Annotated in this window: 15 protein-coding genes; 4 read left to right on the top strand and 11 right to left on the bottom strand. The window is 63.5% G+C overall.

Annotated elements, in window-relative coordinates; all coding sequences use genetic code 11:
* Positions 1-49 precede the first annotated feature (49 nt).
* The 11 genes from atpB to rpmH form a co-directional block, all read right to left on the bottom strand.
* Positions 50-868, bottom strand: a complete 819-nt coding sequence (gene atpB, locus BMY22_RS02665) for a F0F1 ATP synthase subunit A (RefSeq protein ID WP_090619334.1) — start codon at positions 866-868, stop codon at positions 50-52.
* Between the two features lie 15 nt (positions 869-883).
* Entirely contained in the window at positions 884-1,282 is a 399-nt protein-coding gene (locus BMY22_RS02660) for a F0F1 ATP synthase subunit I (RefSeq protein WP_090619332.1), read from the bottom strand.
* Positions 1,283-1,414: 132 nt separating this feature from the next.
* Positions 1,415-2,290 carry a ParB/RepB/Spo0J family partition protein gene (locus BMY22_RS02655; RefSeq protein WP_090619331.1) on the bottom strand — a complete coding sequence of 292 codons (876 nt, stop codon included), beginning with the start codon at positions 2,288-2,290 and terminating at the stop codon, positions 1,415-1,417.
* Positions 2,291-2,299: 9 nt separating this feature from the next.
* The gene (locus BMY22_RS02650; RefSeq protein WP_090619329.1) at positions 2,300-3,088 is read right to left on the bottom strand and encodes a ParA family protein; all 789 of its coding nucleotides are present in this window, start codon (positions 3,086-3,088) and stop codon (positions 2,300-2,302) included.
* 18 nt (positions 3,089-3,106) lie between these two features.
* Complete coding sequence (gene rsmG, locus BMY22_RS02645) at positions 3,107-3,754, bottom strand: 16S rRNA (guanine(527)-N(7))-methyltransferase RsmG (RefSeq protein ID WP_090619328.1); 648 nt, start codon at positions 3,752-3,754, stop codon at positions 3,107-3,109.
* Entirely contained in the window at positions 3,754-5,646 is a 1,893-nt protein-coding gene (gene mnmG, locus BMY22_RS02640; RefSeq protein ID WP_090619326.1) for a tRNA uridine-5-carboxymethylaminomethyl(34) synthesis enzyme MnmG, read from the bottom strand. The genes rsmG and mnmG overlap by 1 nt, the downstream gene beginning before the upstream one ends.
* A 243-nt stretch (positions 5,647-5,889) precedes the next feature.
* Complete coding sequence (gene mnmE / locus BMY22_RS02635; protein ID WP_090619324.1) at positions 5,890-7,257, bottom strand: tRNA uridine-5-carboxymethylaminomethyl(34) synthesis GTPase MnmE; 1,368 nt, start codon at positions 7,255-7,257, stop codon at positions 5,890-5,892.
* Between the two features lie 67 nt (positions 7,258-7,324).
* The gene (yidC, locus tag BMY22_RS02630; protein ID WP_090619323.1) at positions 7,325-8,998 is read right to left on the bottom strand and encodes a membrane protein insertase YidC; all 1,674 of its coding nucleotides are present in this window, start codon (positions 8,996-8,998) and stop codon (positions 7,325-7,327) included.
* Between the two features lie 2 nt (positions 8,999-9,000).
* A complete protein-coding gene (gene yidD / locus BMY22_RS02625; RefSeq protein WP_090619321.1) occupies positions 9,001-9,246 on the bottom strand; it encodes a membrane protein insertion efficiency factor YidD in 246 nt (81 codons plus the stop codon).
* Positions 9,239-9,637, bottom strand: coding sequence for a ribonuclease P protein component (gene rnpA / locus BMY22_RS02620; RefSeq protein ID WP_090619320.1), 399 nt, complete (start codon positions 9,635-9,637; stop codon positions 9,239-9,241). Before rnpA ends, yidD begins: the two co-directional genes overlap by 8 nt.
* Positions 9,638-9,651: 14 nt before the next feature.
* Positions 9,652-9,786 carry a 50S ribosomal protein L34 gene (rpmH, locus tag BMY22_RS02615; protein ID WP_003458028.1) on the bottom strand — a complete coding sequence of 45 codons (135 nt, stop codon included), beginning with the start codon at positions 9,784-9,786 and terminating at the stop codon, positions 9,652-9,654.
* 600 nt (positions 9,787-10,386) lie between these two features.
* Here rpmH and dnaA point away from each other — a divergent pair.
* The 4 genes from dnaA to gyrB are packed head-to-tail and all read left to right on the top strand — an operon-like array spanning position 10,387 to position 16,515.
* A complete protein-coding gene (gene dnaA, locus BMY22_RS02610) occupies positions 10,387-11,829 on the top strand; it encodes a chromosomal replication initiator protein DnaA (RefSeq protein ID WP_090619318.1) in 1,443 nt (480 codons plus the stop codon).
* Between the two features lie 34 nt (positions 11,830-11,863).
* The gene (gene dnaN / locus BMY22_RS02605) at positions 11,864-12,967 is read left to right on the top strand and encodes a DNA polymerase III subunit beta (protein ID WP_090619317.1); all 1,104 of its coding nucleotides are present in this window, start codon (positions 11,864-11,866) and stop codon (positions 12,965-12,967) included.
* A 21-nt stretch (positions 12,968-12,988) separates the two neighbouring features.
* The gene (gene recF, locus BMY22_RS02600) at positions 12,989-14,089 is read left to right on the top strand and encodes a DNA replication/repair protein RecF (RefSeq protein ID WP_090619316.1); all 1,101 of its coding nucleotides are present in this window, start codon (positions 12,989-12,991) and stop codon (positions 14,087-14,089) included.
* 5 nt (positions 14,090-14,094) lie between these two features.
* A complete protein-coding gene (gene gyrB / locus BMY22_RS02595) occupies positions 14,095-16,515 on the top strand; it encodes a DNA topoisomerase (ATP-hydrolyzing) subunit B (RefSeq protein ID WP_090619314.1) in 2,421 nt (806 codons plus the stop codon).
* Positions 16,516-16,576: the final 61 nt, after the last annotated feature.

The following is a 16,576-nucleotide window of genomic DNA, read 5'->3' as shown; positions in this document are numbered from 1 at the left end:
GGTTCTAACGGTTAGGGTTTTGTGGTTAAGGGATAGTTTCTGGGTCCACTCAGTGGTGGTCTTCGTGGGCAGCGCTCAGGTACACGATGGTCAGCACCATGAAGATGAAGGCCTGCAGCGGGATCACCAGGATGTGGAAGATCGCCCAAGGCACATTCAGGACCCATTGAGCCCAGAACGGCAGCAGGGCAATGAGGATGAACACCACCTCACCGGCATACATGTTACCGAACAGACGCAGGGCGAGGCTCAGCGGCTTGGCCAGCAGGCCGATGATCTCGAGGAACAGGTTGAACGGAACCAGCGCCCAGTGGTTGAACGGGGTGAACGCCAGCTCTTTGGTGAAGCCGCCGACTCCCTTGATCTTGATGCTGTAGAACAGGATCAGAACGAACACGCCGAGAGACAGGCCGAAGGTCCCGTTGGGATCGGCGGTCGGCACGATCTTGAAGTAGGGAGCGCCCAAGAGGTGGGCCAGACCGGGGATGATGTCGACCGGAACCCACTTCAGGCTGTTCATCAGGAACACCCAGACGAAGATGGTCAGCGCCAGAGGAGCGATCAGCGGATTGCGGCCATGGAAGGTGTCGCGAACCGTGCCTTCGACGAATTCGATGCACATCTCGGTGAGATTCTGCAGGAAACCCGGCACTTTGGTGGAGGCACTGAGCGCGGCCTTGCGGAACAGCCACAGGAACAGCACGCCCATGGCGATCGACCAGCCAAGGGTGTCGAGGTTGACGGACCAGAAGCCCATCTGCTTCACCTCTTCCGGCGTATGCGCGATGATCCAGCCCTTTTCCGGGTGTGAGCCGAAGACCAGGTTCTGTAGGTGATGCTGTATATATTCGACTGGAGTGTTCGCCATAAACGCCTCAAATACTCAATGCTTCGGATTGTTCCTCATCAGCAGGAGTGCGCTCGCTCCGGTGCCGAGCACCAGCAGATAACCGCCGAACAGTGCCAGCAGTTCGAGAGGCTGCACCCCCACAAACACCAGCGCGAAGAGCGCCGCTGTCAGAATCAGTTTTCCCATTTCACCGGACCAGAGAGACTGGACCACGGCCTTGACCGAACGCGCGCCGAAATAGCGAAAGGCCTTATGGGCGAAATACAGGTTGGCCAACCAAGCGATCAGGCCACCCAGCAGGGCCGAATACCCTGCGACCAACCCAAAAAACACACCGCACGCCGCAGCGGCGGCAAGTCCTACCAAGGCCTGCACGACCAATACGCGAAACACGGGAAGGCGATGGAAAGGTGTTCGATTGCGTATGTTCACACGGTCCCCGTCGCCCTGGCGGAGCTTTCAACGAGCACGCCGCTTCCAAAATGCGCGGCGAGTATAGGGGGGGTTACAAGCCGGTTCAACCGTCGGGTAGTCTTTTCCGATCGCCCGCTACACGCCGGAATATCAGCGGATATGGGCCAGGACACCCTGCAGTTCGTCCAGAGAGTTGTAGCGGATCACAAGCTGGCCCTTGCCTTTCTGGCCATGCTTGATCTGCACCGGAGAGCCTAAACGCTCAGCCAGCCGCTGTTCCAGACGGGTTATGTCCGGATCGCTCGTGTGGCTTTTCTCGGGTTGCGGTTGCTCGTTCAGCCACTGGCGAACCAGCGCCTCGGTCTGACGGACGGTCAGACCTCGTGCGACAACGTGTCGCGCGCCTTCGACCTGCCGTTCGGCAGGAAGACCGAGCAGTGCACGGGCGTGGCCCATTTCCAGATCGCCATGGGAAAGCAGGGTCTTGATCTCCTCCGGCAGGGCAATCAGTCGCAGCAGATTGCTTATGCTGACCCGCGACTTGCCCACCGCTTCGGCGACCTGCTGCTGGGTCAGCTGGAACTCCTGCTGCAGGCGCTGCAGGGCGATGGCCTCCTCGATCGGGTTGAGGCTCTCGCGCTGGATATTCTCGATCAAGGCCATGGCGATGGCTGCCTCGTCCGGCACATCGCGAACGATGGCCGGAATCTTCGCCAGCCCGGCCTGCTGGCTGGCCCGCCAGCGTCGCTCGCCGGCGATGATCTCGTAGCGCTGACCGTCGACCGGTCGCACCACGATCGGTTGCATCACCCCCTGAGCCAGGATCGACTGCGCCAGTTCCTCCAGCGCCACCGGGTCCATGTCGCGGCGCGGCTGGTACTTGCCGCGCTGGATCAGCTCCAGCGGCAGGTGCTGCAGTTCGTGGCCGTCGACCGGCTCCATCTCCTTCTGCAAGGCGGCCACACCACCGGTACCGCCCAGCAAGGCATCCAGCCCGCGGCCCAGGCCTCGTTTCTTGATCGCCATGGAAGCTCCTTATGCTCGGGTACCGCGTGCAGCCTGACGCTGGCGACGGGACAGTTCGCTGGCCAGCGCCAGATAGGCCTGGGCACCCTTGGATTGCTTGTCGTAGACCAGCGCCGGCATGCCGTGGCTGGGCGCTTCGGCGAGTCGCACGTTGCGCGGGATGACGGTTTCGTAGAGCTTGTCGCCAAAATGCGCCTGGAGTTGATCGGAGACTTCGTTGGTCAGGCTGACGCGCGGATCGTACATGGTGCGCAGCAAGCCCTCGATCTGCAGGCTCGGGTTGAGCGCCTTGCCGATGCGCTGGATCGAGTTGACCAGGTCGCTCAGGCCTTCCAGGGCGTAGTACTCGCACTGCATGGGAATGATCACCCCGTCGGCGGCGGCCAAGGCGTTGATCGTCAGCATCGACAGCGAGGGCGGACAGTCGATGAGGATGTAGTCGTAGTTCTCGCGGATCGGTGCCAAGGCTTCGCGCAGTCGGTGCTCCTTGCCCGACTTGTCGAGCAGGACGACCTCCGCCGCGGTGAGATCGCGGTTGGCCGGCAGCAGCTGATAGCCGCCGTGCTCGGAGAACTGCATGGCTTCGGCGAAGCTACAGTCGCCGGTCAGCACGTCGTAGACCGAATGCTCCAGACTCAGCTTGTCCACACCGCTGCCGGTGGTGGCGTTGCCCTGGGGATCGAGATCGATCAGCAGCACGCGTCTGCGCGTGGCCACCAGCGAGGCGGCCAGGTTGATGCAAGTGGTGGTCTTGGCCACACCGCCCTTCTGGTTGGCGATGGCGAGTACTTTAGCCATGGTCTGCGTCTGTCCGGATCATGGAGTGCGGCGCAGTATCAGCAGATGACGCTGACCCTGACAACCGGGAACCTTGAGCTCATAGGTACGTTCCAGTCGAAAATCGTTCGGCAAAGCCTGCAGCTCGTCGTCTGGCTGCACCCCCTTCATCGCCAGCCAGCGGGTTTCGCCGTCGCCGAGATGGCGGGTCCAGTTGGCGAAATCCGCCAGCGAACTGAACGCCCGCGAACAGATTCCGGAGAACGGCTGCGCGGGGGTGAATGCCTCGACCCGACTGTGAACAACTTCCAGGTTTTGCAATTGCAGTTCCAGTTTCACCTGGGTAAGGAAACGGGTCTTCTTGCCGTTGGAATCCAGCAGGGTGAAGCGCCGCCCGGGAAACAGGATGGCCAGCGGAATCCCCGGCATGCCCCCCCCGCTGCCGACATCCAGCCAGTTATCCCCAGCCTCGGCAACCTGAGGCACCACGCTGAGGCTGTCGAGCAGATGACGCGAGACCATTTCGTCCGGATCGCGTACGGCGGTGAGATTGTAGGCCTTGTTCCACTTGATCAACAGCGCCAGATAGGCGAGCAGCTGCTCCTGCTGGCGATCGGACAGTTCGACGCCCAGCTCGCGGGCGCCACGCGCCAGCTCCTCGGCGTGACGGGAGGCAACGGTGGACATCAGGCGCTCTGCTCCAGATCTCGGCCGGCGCCGCGTTTCTTCAGGTGGATCAGCAGCAGGGAAATCGCCGCCGGGGTGACCCCCGGAATCCGCGACGCCTGGCCGAGGGTCTGCGGGCGGGCCTGGCCGAGCTTGTGCTGGATCTCCTTGGACAGCCCGGAAATCGCCGCGTAGTCAAGGTCGTCGGGCAGACGGGTGCTTTCGCTGGCACGCAAGCGGGCGATCTCGTCCTGCTGACGGTCGATGTAGCCGGCGTACTTGGTGCGGATCTCCAGCTGTTCGGCGACCTGCGGGTCGGCAGCCTCGCCGCCGCTTGCCTCGACCAGGCCCCGGTAGTCGATTTCCGGGCGGGCCAGCAGGTTGAGCAGGTTGTACTCGCGGGTCAGGGCGCTGCCGAAGCGCGCGGCGATGGCCTCGCCCTGCGGCGTACCGGGACGTACCCAGGTGCTCTTCAGGCGCTGCTCTTCGCGCTCGATACCCTCGCGCTTGGCGCAGAACGCCGCCCAGCGGGCGTCGTCGACCAGGCCGAGCGCGCGGCCCCGCTCGGTCAGGCGCAGATCGGCGTTGTCCTCGCGCAGAATCAGCCGGTACTCGGCGCGCGAGGTGAACATCCGGTAGGGCTCCAGGGTGCCGAGGGTGATCAGATCATCGACCAGCACGCCGACGTACGCCTCGTCGCGGCGCGGGCACCAGGCCTCGCGCCCCTGGGCACGCAGCGCGGCGTTGGCACCGGCGAGCAGCCCCTGGGCACCCGCCTCCTCGTAGCCGGTGGTGCCGTTGATCTGCCCGGCGAAGAACAGGCCGCCGATCACCTTGGTCTCCAGGCTGTATTTCAGGTCGCGCGGATCGAAGAAGTCGTACTCGATGGCGTAGCCGGGACGCACGATGTGGGCGTTCTCCAGGCCGCGGATCGAACGGACGATCTGCAGCTGCACGTCGAACGGCAACGAAGTGGAGATCCCGTTGGGGTAGATCTCGTGGGTGGTCAGGCCTTCCGGCTCGAGGAACACCTGGTGGCTGTCCTTGTCGGCGAAGCGATGAATCTTGTCCTCGATCGACGGACAGTAGCGCGGACCGATGCCCTCGATGATCCCGGAGTACATCGGCGAGCGGTCCAGGTTGCCAGCGATGATCTCGTGGGTACGCGCGTTGGTATGGGTGATCCAGCAGCTGACCTGCCGGGGATGCTGTTCGCGCGAACCGAGGAAGGACATCACCGGGGTCGGGGTGTCACCGGGTTGTTCGGTCATCGCCGAGAAATCCACGGAGCGGCCGTCGATGCGCGGCGGCGTACCGGTCTTCAGCCGGCCGACCCGCAGTGGCAGCTCGCGCAATCGACGCGCCAGCGCCAGCGATGGCGGATCGCCAGCCCGGCCGCCCGAGTAGTTTTCCAGGCCGATGTGGATAAGTCCGCCAAGAAAGGTGCCGGCGGTCAGCACCACGTTGTCAGCATGGAATTTCAGCCCCATCTGGGTCACCACACCGCGCACCAGCTCGCCCTCGACGATCAGGTCGTCGCAGGCCTGCTGGAATATCCACAGGTTCGGCTGGTTTTCCAGAATGCGACGGATCTCCGCCTTGTACAGCGCGCGATCAGCCTGGGCACGGGTGGCGCGTACGGCCGGTCCCTTGCGGCCGTTGAGGATGCGGAACTGGATGCCGCCCTTGTCGGTGGCGATCGCCATGGCGCCGCCGAGCGCATCGATTTCCTTGACCAGGTGGCTCTTGCCGATGCCGCCGATGGCCGGGTTGCAGCTCATGTGCCCGAGGGTTTCCACGTTGTGGCTGAGCAGCAAGGTCTTCACACCCATGCGCGCGGCCGCGAGCGCGGCTTCGGTACCGGCATGGCCGCCGCCGATCACGATCACGTCAAAACGGGAAGGGAAGTCCACCACGCACCTCGTGCCTGTTCGCAGGGAAAAAGGGAGGGCGGCAAGTATAGAGAGTTAGGCGGTGCGAATGAAGCACTGCACAAAAAATAACCAGCTGCGTCGTGATGGCGATCAAACCGGCCCCGCCGTGGAAACCCGCCGGATGAAATCTTTCGAAAACGTGTTTTTATGTCGTTTATGCAGGTTGCCCCCTATCGGTGGATAACGGCAAAAGCACCCTGCCTTTGCGGGGAAGCCGTCCGTCTACTTGCCGATGCAGAAGCTGGAGAAGATCCGCCCGAGCAGGTCGTCCGGGGTGAAGGCGCCGGTGATTTCTCCGAGCGCCTGCTGGGCCTGGCGCAGGTCTTCGGCAAGCAGTTCGCCGGCGCCGCAGCCGGTGAGCTGGGCGTGGCCGTGGTCGAGGGAGGCAGCAGCCTGGCGCAGGGCCTCCAGGTGCCGACGACGGGCGCTGAAGCCGCTCTCGATGGTCTGCTCGAAACCCATGCAGGCCTTGAGATGCTCGCGCAGCAGCTCCAGACCTTCGCCGGTACGGGCCGACAGGCCGAGGGTGACGCAGCCGTCGCAGCCCTGCTGCTGGACGACCGGTTCGCCGGACAGGTCGACCTTGTTGCGGATCAGGGTGACCCTGGCCGGTTCCGGGCGCTGGTCGAGGAACTCCGGCCAGAGGGTGAAGGGATCGGCGGCCTCCGGAGCGCTGGCATCCACCACCAGCAGCACCCGGTCGGCCTCGCCGATGGCCTGGAGGGCCCGCTCGACGCCGATTCGCTCGACCTGGTCGGCGGTCTCCCTGAGGCCGGCGGTATCCACTACATGCAGCGGCATGCCGTCGATGTGGATATGTTCGCGCAGCAGGTCCCGGGTGGTGCCGGCGATGTCGGTGACGATCGCCGCCTCACGGCCGGCCAGGGCATTGAGCAGGCTGGACTTGCCGGCATTCGGCCGGCCGGCGATGACCACCGTCATGCCGTCGCGCAGAAGCGCGCCCTGCCCCGCCTCGCGCAGCACCGTGGACAAGTCGGCACGCAGGCCGTCGAGCAACTCGAGCACGCGGCCATCGGCGAGGAAGTCGATCTCCTCCTCGGGAAAGTCGATGGCGGCCTCGACGTAGAGGCGCAGCTCGATCAGCCGTTCGGTCAGCGCATGCACGCGGCGAGAAAACTCGCCCTGCAGCGAGCGCAGCGCGTTGCGCGCCGCCTGCGCCGAACTGGCCTCGATCAGGTCGGCGATAGCCTCGGCCTGGGCCAGATCCAGCTTGTCGTTGAGGAAGGCCTGTTCGCTGAACTCGCCCGGCCGGGCCATCCGTGCGCCCAGCGCCAGGCAGCGGCGCAGCAGCAGGTCGAGGAGCACCGGGCCGCCATGGCCCTGCAGTTCCAGCACGTCCTCGCCGGTGAAGGAGTTCGGGCCGGGAAAGAACAGCGCGACGCCCTCATCGAGTACCTGGCCGTCGCCGTCGCGAAAGGCCCCGTAGTGGGCATGCCGCGGCTGGAGCGGACGTTCGCAGATACCAGCCGCGACGGCGCCGGCCAGCGGGCCGGAGACCCGCACGATGCCGATCCCGCCGCGACCTTGGGCAGTGGCGATGGCGGCAATGGTTTCGCGTGCACTGTGCATGGCGGACTCCGGATAGCAAGACGCCCCACTGAGGGGGCGTCTGTGTCTGGCTGGCAGTGTCGAGGGGTCAGGCCTGCTGCGCAGCCTTCTCGATCTGCCGGGTAATGTACCACTGCTGGCCGATGGACAGGCAGTTGTTGACCACCCAGTACAGCACCAGACCGGCCGGGAACCAGAGGAAGAAGAAGGTGAAGATGATCGGCATCAGCTTCATCACCCGGGCCTGCATGGGGTCCGGCGGCGTCGGGTTGAGCGTCTGCTGGAAGAACATGGTCGCACCCATGATGATCGGCAGGATGAAGTACGGATCCTTGATCGACAGGTCGACGATCCAGCCCAGCCACGGCGCCTGGCGCATCTCCACGCTTTCCAGCAGCACCCAGTAGAGGGCGAGGAACACCGGCATCTGCACCAGGATCGGCAGGCAGCCGCCGAGCGGGTTGATCTTCTCCTTCTTGTACAGCTCCATCATCGCCTGGGACATCTTCTGGCGATCCTCGCCGTGCTGTTCCTTCAGCGCCTGCAGCTTGGGCGCGACCGCACGCATACGGCCCATCGAGCGGTAGCTGGCCGCCGACAGCGGGAAGAAAGCCAGCTTGATGATGATGGTGAGGAAGATGATCGACCAGCCCCAGTTGCCCAGCAGGGCGTGGATGACACCGAGCAGCCAGAAGATCGGCTGGGCGATGAACCACAGGAAGCCGTAGTCGACGGTCAACTCGAGGCCCGGCGAGAGGGCCGCCAGCTGCTTCTGGTTCTTCGGACCGGCATACAGGCGAGAGACGGTTTCGCCGCTGGCGCCGGCCGGGATGTTCAGTACCGGACCGGTGAAGCCGATGATGTAGTTGCCCTGGCTGTCCTTGCGGGTCTGCACCAGATTGCTGTCGTCCTTGGACGGAATCCAGGCGGTCACGAAGTAGTGCTGCAGCCAGGCGATCCAGCCGCCCTGCACGGCTTCGCGCAGATTCTTGTCGTCCATGTTGCCCATGGAGACCTTCTTGTACGGTTCCGCGGCAGTCCCCAGCGCGGCGCCCAGGTAGGTGGCGGTGCCGGTCGCAGTGGTCGAGGACGGGTCGGCGCTGGCATCGCGCTTGAGCTGGCCGAACAGGCTGCCGGCCCAGGGCTGGTCGCTGTGGTTGGCGATCAGGTGACGGACCTCCAGATCGTACGCCCCGCGCTTGAAGGTGAAGCGCTTGGTGTAATCGACGCCGGCCTCGCTGAATTTCAGCTCGACCACTAGGGTGTCCTGTCCGTCGGCCAGCTGGTAGCTGCGCTGCTCGCTGACGTACAGCGGGCGGCCGCTGGCCCGGGCATCCGGGCCGCTGGCGCCGGTCAGGCCGCTCTGCGCCAGATAGAGGCGCTCGCTGCCGTTGTCGAACAGCTGGAAGGGGATCTCCGGATGATCCTGGCGGCGCGGAAACTTGGGCAGCTTGAGCTGGACAATGTCGCCGCCGCGGGGATCGATGGCCACCTCCAGCACATCGGTACGGATCTGGATCAGTTCGGGGCTGGCGGAACTCGCCGCACTGTCCGGCGTTCGGCTCTCGCTGCCGGCGCTGGGAACGTCCGCGCTGGCCGAGGGAGTGGCAGTCCCGGCTTCCGGCAGGGACGGAGCGGCGCTTTGGACGACGGCATTCTGGGGCGGTAGCGGTGCCTGGCCGTAATCCTGGTTCCACTGCAAAACCAGCAGATAGGACACGACTGCCAAGGCGACGAGCAGGATCGAGCGTTTGATATCCATGATTACTCGGCCATCGAGGAGGGTCGGGAGGTTTTGATCGGGGGAACGGGATCGTAGCCACCTGGATTCCAGGGATGGCAACGCCCGAGACGGCGCAGGCTCAACCAGCCGCCGTGCAGCAGGCCATGAGTGGCGATGGCTTCGTGCGCATAGCAGGAACAGCTGGGGTGGAAACGGCAATGGCTGGCCATCAACGGACTGATGGCGTAGCGATAGAACTGGAGCGTGGCGAGGACCAGTTTACGCATGGGAGTTTCCAGCCGCTTCGACACCGCTCTGCGGCTGTGGCCGGTTGCGGGCGAGTCGTTTCCAGAGCTTGCCGAATTGCTGTGTCACTTCGGCGTTTTCCAGTTCGCCGAGGCCCTTGCGTGCGACCACCACGACATCCCAGCCGGCCAGGCTGTCCTGGTTCAGGCGGAAGGAGTCGCGGATCAGGCGCTTCAGGCGATTGCGCCCGACGGAGAGCTTGACGCTCTTCTTGCCGATCACCAGCCCCAGGCGGGGGTGTTCAAGATCGTTGGGGCGCGCAAGGAGCAGGACATGCTTGCCCGGAACCTTGGCGGTCGGGGAGTCGAAGACGGCCTTGAATTGGCGGGGAACCAGCAGGCGCTTTTCCCGACCGAAGTCTCGACTCACCATCCGTTCCGGCTGAATCAGACGGTCAGGCGCTTGCGGCCCTTGGCGCGGCGACGCGACAGGACTTGGCGGCCGTTCTTGGTGGCCATGCGGGCACGGAAACCGTGGGTGCGAGCGCGCTTGAGGGTGCTGGGTTGGAAAGTGCGTTTCATGATGCTCTACCTGGTGGTCACTAACGGGCCGGAAGTGGCCCCCGATTTGAAGAGACCGGCGATTCTAGAGAAAGCCGCAGGACAGGTCAATTTCCAACCAGCGGTGTAACCGGAAAACGCAGGCTCTGCCAAGGTTTTTCTGGGGAACGGTCGCCCAACCTTTCGCGGCTGCTGGGAAAGCCTGTGGAAAACGTCCACAGAAAAAATTAGAGAAAGGAAATCTTTAAAAGATTATTACTGCTGTATTTATTAGCCTTCGAGAAATCTGTGGAAAACTTATTCACGGCCTTGGAACACCTGTTTTGTACGGATGTATAAAGCTGTCGATTTCTGGTGAATTTCTTGTGCAGGACGTGTGGGGAACCTGGGTATAGAAAGAGCAGTTATGCACAGCATAGTTATGCACGGATTTTTACCCAGGGTTGTACACGGCTTTCTCGACAAGTTATCAACAGGTTTTCGAGGGAAGGATTTGAGTGATTTGCGAGCGGTCCATCCTCTGCGGATGCTCATCGCGCCATCTATGTGGATAACTCAATTTCGGGCGGCTACAATGGCAGACTGTTTTTTGCCCGCCGTCTGGGCGGCGAGGGGAGATACGTGTCCGTGGAACTTTGGCAGCAGTGCGTCGAGCTGCTGCGCGACGAGCTGCCCGCCCAGCAATTCAACACCTGGATTCGTCCTCTGCAGGTAGAGGCCGAAGGCGACGAGCTGTTGGTCTATGCCCCCAATCGCTTCGTTCTCGATTGGGTCAACGAGAAGTACTTCAGCCGGCTGCTCGAATTGCTCGGCGAGCGCAGCGAGGACGTCACTCCCTCGGTTTCCTTGCTGATCGGCAGCAAGCGCAGCCCCGTATCGCGCGCCGCGCAGCCAGCTTTGCTGGTGCCGCCGGTGGTTCAGGTATCCGCCTCGCTGGTGGTCGACGAGTCTCCCAGTGCGAAACCCGTGGATGTTCAGCCGGCAGCGAACCCCGCGACGGTGCGCACCGAACGTTCGGTGCAGGTCGAGGGTGCCCTCAAGCACACCAGCTATCTGAATCGCGCCTTTACCTTCGAGAATTTCGTCGAGGGCAAGTCCAATCAGTTGGCGCGTGCCGCCGCCTGGCAGGTGGCGGACAATCCCAAGCATGGCTACAATCCGCTGCTTCTCTATGGCGGCGTCGGTCTGGGCAAGACCCATCTGATGCATGCGGTGGGTAACCACCTGTTGAGGAAGAACCCCAACGCCAAGGTGGTCTACCTGCATTCGGAGCGTTTCGTCGCCGACATGGTGAAGGCGTTGCAGCTCAACGCGATCAACGAGTTCAAGCGTTTCTACCGCTCCGTCGATGCGCTGCTGATCGACGATATCCAGTTCTTCGCCAAGAAGGAGCGCTCCCAGGAAGAGTTCTTCCATACCTTCAACGCCTTGCTCGAGGGTGGCCAGCAGGTGATCCTCACCAGCGACCGCTATCCGAAGGAGATCGAGGGGCTCGAGGAACGCCTGAAATCGCGTTTCGGTTGGGGGCTGACGGTAGCAGTGGAGCCGCCGGAGCTGGAAACCCGGGTGGCGATCCTGATGAAGAAGGCCGAGCAGACCAAGGTCGAGCTGCCCCACGACGCGGCCTTCTTCATTGCCCAGCGCATCCGCTCCAATGTGCGCGAACTGGAAGGTGCGCTGAAACGGGTCATCGCCCACTCGCACTTCACCAACCATCCGATCACCATCGAGCTGATCCGTGAATCGCTGAAGGATCTGTTGGCACTGCAGGACAAGCTGGTCAGTGTCGACAACATCCAGCGTACCGTCGCCGAGTATTACAAGATCAAGATCGCCGATCTGCTCTCCAAGCGCCGTTCGCGTTCGGTGGCCCGCCCGCGGCAGGTCGCCATGGCGCTGTCCAAGGAGTTGACCAACCACAGCCTGCTGGAGATCGGTAACTCCTTTGGCGGTCGCGATCACACCACCGTCCTCCACGCCTGTCGCAAGATTGCCGAACTGCGGGAATCGGATGCGGACATCCGCGAGGACTACAAGAACCTGCTGCGCACTCTGACCACCTGAGCCAGACGAGACGCAACCGATTGGGGACTGGACCATGCATTTCACCATTCAACGCGAAGCCTTGCTGAAACCGCTGCAACTGGTCGCCGGCGTCGTCGAACGCCGGCAGACCCTGCCGGTGCTCTCCAACGTCCTGCTGGTCGTCGAGGGGCAGCAGCTGTCGCTCACCGGCACCGACCTGGAGGTCGAACTGGTCGGCCGGGTTCCCCTCGAGGAGACCGCCGAACCCGGCGAGATCACCGTACCGGCGCGCAAGCTGATGGATATCTGCAAGAGCTTGCCGAACGACACATTGATCGATATCCGCCTCGACGAGCAGAAGCTGCTGATCAAGGCCGGGCGCAGCCGATTTACCCTTTCCACCTTGCCGGCCGGCGATTTCCCCACCGCCGAGGAGGGCCAGGGTTCGCTGACCTTCTCCCTGGTACAGAGCAAGCTGCGTCGGCTGATCGAGCGCACCAGCTTCGCCATGGCCCAACAGGATGTGCGCTACTACCTGAACGGCATGCTGCTGGAAATGAACGGCGGTGTGCTGCGTGCGGTCGCCACCGATGGTCACCGCCTGGCGCTGTGCGCCATGCAGGCCGGCATCGAGCATGCCGACCGTCACCAGGTCATCGTGCCGCGCAAGGGCATCCTAGAGCTGGCGCGCCTGCTCACCGACCAGGACGGCGAAGTCAGCATCGTCCTTGGCCAGCATCACATCCGCGCCACCACCGGCGACTTCACCTTCACCTCCAAGCTGGTCGACGGCAAGTTCCCCGACTACGAGCGCGTACTGCCGCGCGGCGGCGACAAGAAGGTGCTCGGCGACCGCCAGTTGCTGCGCGAGGCCTTCAGCCGCACGGCGATTCTCTCCAACGAGAAGTACCGCGGCATTCGCTTGCAGCTGGCCAGCGGTCTTCTGAAGATCCAGGCCAACAACCCGGAGCAGGAGGAGGCCGAGGAGGAGGTCGCGGTGGACTACAGCGGCGACGCCCTGGAGATCGGTTTCAACGTCAGCTACCTGCTCGACGTGCTGGGCGTGATGAGCACCGAACAGGTGCGCCTGATCCTCTCGGACTCCAACAGCAGCGCCCTGCTGCAGGAGGCCGACAATGACGACTCTGCCTATGTCGTCATGCCGATGCGTCTGTAAGCCTGCCACCGCCCCGCCTCGATGTCCCTCGGCCGCGTGACCGTCACCGCGGTGCGCAATCTGCACCCGGTGACCCTTTCTCCTTCACCCCGCATCAACATCCTCTACGGCGCCAACGGCAGCGGCAAGACCAGCCTGCTGGAGGCGATTCACCTGCTCGGCCTGGCCCGCTCCTTCCGCAGTGCCCGGCTGCTGCCGGTGATCCAGCACGAGCAGCCGACCTGCACGGTATTCGGCCAGGTGCAGGGAAGTGATGGGCGTTTGTGCAATCTCGGCGTGGCCCGTAGTCGGCTTGGCGAGCTACAGATCCGCATCGACGGGCAGAATGTGCGCAGCGCCGCGCAGCTGGCCGAAGCCCTGCCGCTGCAGTTGATCAACCCGGACAGTTTCCGCCTGCTGGAGGGATCGCCCAAAGTACGCCGGCAGTTCCTCGATTGGGGCGTGTTCCACGTGGAACCGCGCTTTCTGCCGGCTTGGCAGCGTCTGCAGACCGCCCTGCGTCAGCGGAACTCATGGCTGCGGCATGGTAGAATTGACGCCGTTTCGCAAGCCGCCTGGGACCGTGAACTGTGCCTGGCGAGCGAGGAAATCGACGGCTATCGACGCGACTACATTCAGGTGCTGAAACCGGTCTTCGAGAGCATTCTGCGCGAACTGGTTGAACTGGACGATCTGACCCTGAGCTACTACCGCGGCTGGGACAGGGAGCGTTCGCTCGGTGAGGTTATTGCTGCTTCCCTCCTGCGCGATCAACAGCTGGGCCATACCCAGGCCGGCCCCCAGCGGGCTGATCTGCGTCTGCGATTGGCCTCGCACAACGCCGCGGATCTTCTTTCACGCGGTCAGCAGAAGCTGGTGGTCTGCGCGCTGAAGATCGCCCAGGGACATCTCGTCGACCGTGCCAGGCGCGGCCAGTGCATCTACCTGGTCGACGACCTGCCCTCCGAACTGGACGAGCAGCATCGCCGCGCCCTTTGCCGGTTGCTCGAAGAACTGCACTGCCAGGTGTTCATCACCTGCGTAGACCTTGAAGCATTGCGTGAAGGCTGGCGCACGGACACGCCAGTTGCCCTGTTCCACGTGGAACAGGGCCGTATCACCCAGACCCACGATCGGGAGTGAAGGTAATGAGCGAAAACCAGACGTACGACTCGTCCAGCATCAAAGTCCTGAAAGGGCTGGATGCCGTACGCAAACGCCCCGGCATGTACATCGGCGATACCGACGATGGCACCGGTCTGCACCACATGGTGTTCGAGGTGGTCGACAACTCGATCGACGAGGCGCTGGCCGGCTACTGCAACGATATCAGCATCACCATTCACACCGACGAATCCATCACCGTGCGCGACAACGGTCGGGGCATTCCGGTCGACCTGCACAAGGAAGAAGGCGTCTCCGCCGCCGAGGTCATCATGACCGTGCTGCATGCCGGTGGAAAGTTCGACGACAACAGCTACAAGGTGTCCGGCGGCCTGCATGGCGTGGGGGTTTCTGTGGTCAACGCACTCTCCGAGGAGCTGATTCTGACCATCCGCCGCGACGGCAAGGTCTGGGAGCAGGTCTACGTGCATGGCGTGCCGCAGGCCCCCCTGGCCGCGGTTGGCAACACCGAGGGCACCGGTACCCAGATCCACTTCAAGCCCTCCCCCGAGACTTTCCACAACATCCACTTTAGCTGGGACATCCTCGCCAAGCGCTTGCGCGAGCTGTCGTTCCTCAACTCCGGGGTCGGCATCGTCCTCAAGGACGAGCGCAGCGGCAAGGAAGAGGAGTTCCGCTACGAGGGCGGTCTCAAGGCCTTCGTCGACTACCTCAACACCCATAAGACCGCGGTCAACCAGGTGTTCCACTTCAACGTGCAGCGCGAGGAAGACGGGGTCGGCGTGGAAGTCGCCCTGCAGTGGAACGACGGTTTCAACGAGAACATCCTCTGCTTCACCAACAACATTCCCCAGCGCGACGGTGGTACTCACCTGGCCGGCTTTCGCTCGGCGCTGACCCGCAACCTGAACGCCTACATCGAGCAGGAGGGGCTGGCCAAGAAGCACAAGGTGGCGACCACCGGCGACGACGCCCGCGAAGGTCTGACTGCGATCATCTCGGTCAAGGTGCCGGACCCCAAGTTCAGCTCGCAGACCAAGGACAAACTGGTCTCCAGCGAGGTGAAGACCGCCGTCGAACAGGAGATGGGCAAGTACTTCGGCGACTTCCTGCTGGAGAACCCCAACGAGGCCAAGGCGGTGGTCGGCAAGATGATCGACGCCGCCCGTGCCCGCGAGGCCGCCCGCAAGGCCCGCGAGATGACCCGTCGCAAGGGCGCGCTGGACATCGCCGGCCTGCCCGGCAAGCTCGCCGACTGCCAGGAGAAGGACCCGGCCCTCTCCGAACTCTACATCGTCGAGGGTGACTCTGCCGGCGGTTCCGCCAAGCAGGGACGCAATCGCCGGACCCAGGCGATCCTGCCGCTCAAGGGCAAGATCCTCAACGTCGAGAAGGCGCGCTTCGACAAGATGCTCTCCTCCCAGGAGGTCGGCACCCTGATCACCGCGCTGGGCTGCGGGATCGGTCGCGAGGAGTACAACATCGACAAGCTGCGCTACCACAACATCATCATCATGACCGATGCCGACGTCGACGGTTCGCACATCCGCACCCTGCTCTTGACCTTCTTCTTCCGCCAGATGCCCGAGCTGATCGAGCGCGGCTACATCTATATCGCCCAGCCGCCGCTCTACAAGGTGAAGAAGGGCAAGCAGGAGCAGTACATCAAGGACGACGAGGCCATGGAGGAATACATGACCCAGTCGGCCCTCGAGGATGCCAGCCTGCACGTCAACGAGAGCGCCCCGGGACTCTCGGGGGCGGCGCTGGAAAAGCTGGTGGGCGACTACCGCGCGGTGATGAAGACCCTCGCCCGCCTGTCGCGGCTCTATCCCCAGGACATCACCGAACACTTCGTCTACCTGCCCCGCGTCGGCCTCGAACAGCTGGCCGACCAAGCCGTCATGCAGGCCTGGCTGGAACGCTTCCAGACCCGTCTGAGGAGCGCCGAAAAATCCGGACTGAGTTATCGGGCCAGCCTGCGCGAGGACCGCGAGCGGCATCTCTGGCTGCCGGAGGTGGAAATGGTCGCCCACGGGCTGTCCAGCTACGTCACCTTCAACCGCGACTTCTTCGCCAGCAATGACTACCGCACCGTCACCGCCCTCGGTGAGCAGCTGAACAGCCTGCTGGAGGACGGCGCCTATGTGCAGCGCGGCGAACGCAAGAAGCCCGTGTCCAGCTTCAAGGAAGCCCTCGCCTGGCTGATGGCGGAAAGCACCAAGCGACACAGCATCCAGCGCTACAAGGGGCTCGGCGAGATGAACCCCGAGCAGCTCTGGGAAACCACCATGGATCCCAGCGTGCGGCGCATGCTCAAGGTCACCATCGAGGACGCCATCGCTACCGACCAGATCTTCAACACCCTGATGGGGGATGCCGTCGAGCCGCGCCGCGAGTTCATCGAAAGCAACGCACTGGCGGTGGCGAATCTGGACGTGTGATGGGAGAGGAAGGCCCGGCAGGTAGTTTGGAGCGCCGGGCCATCGTCCTTGCGGACGTCGG

It is taken from the genome of Azotobacter beijerinckii, from assembly GCF_900110885.1.
Taxonomy (GTDB): domain Bacteria; phylum Pseudomonadota; class Gammaproteobacteria; order Pseudomonadales; family Pseudomonadaceae; genus Azotobacter; species Azotobacter beijerinckii.
Note: the sequence above shows the minus strand (reverse complement) of the source record. Positions and strands in the feature narration are given on the sequence as shown.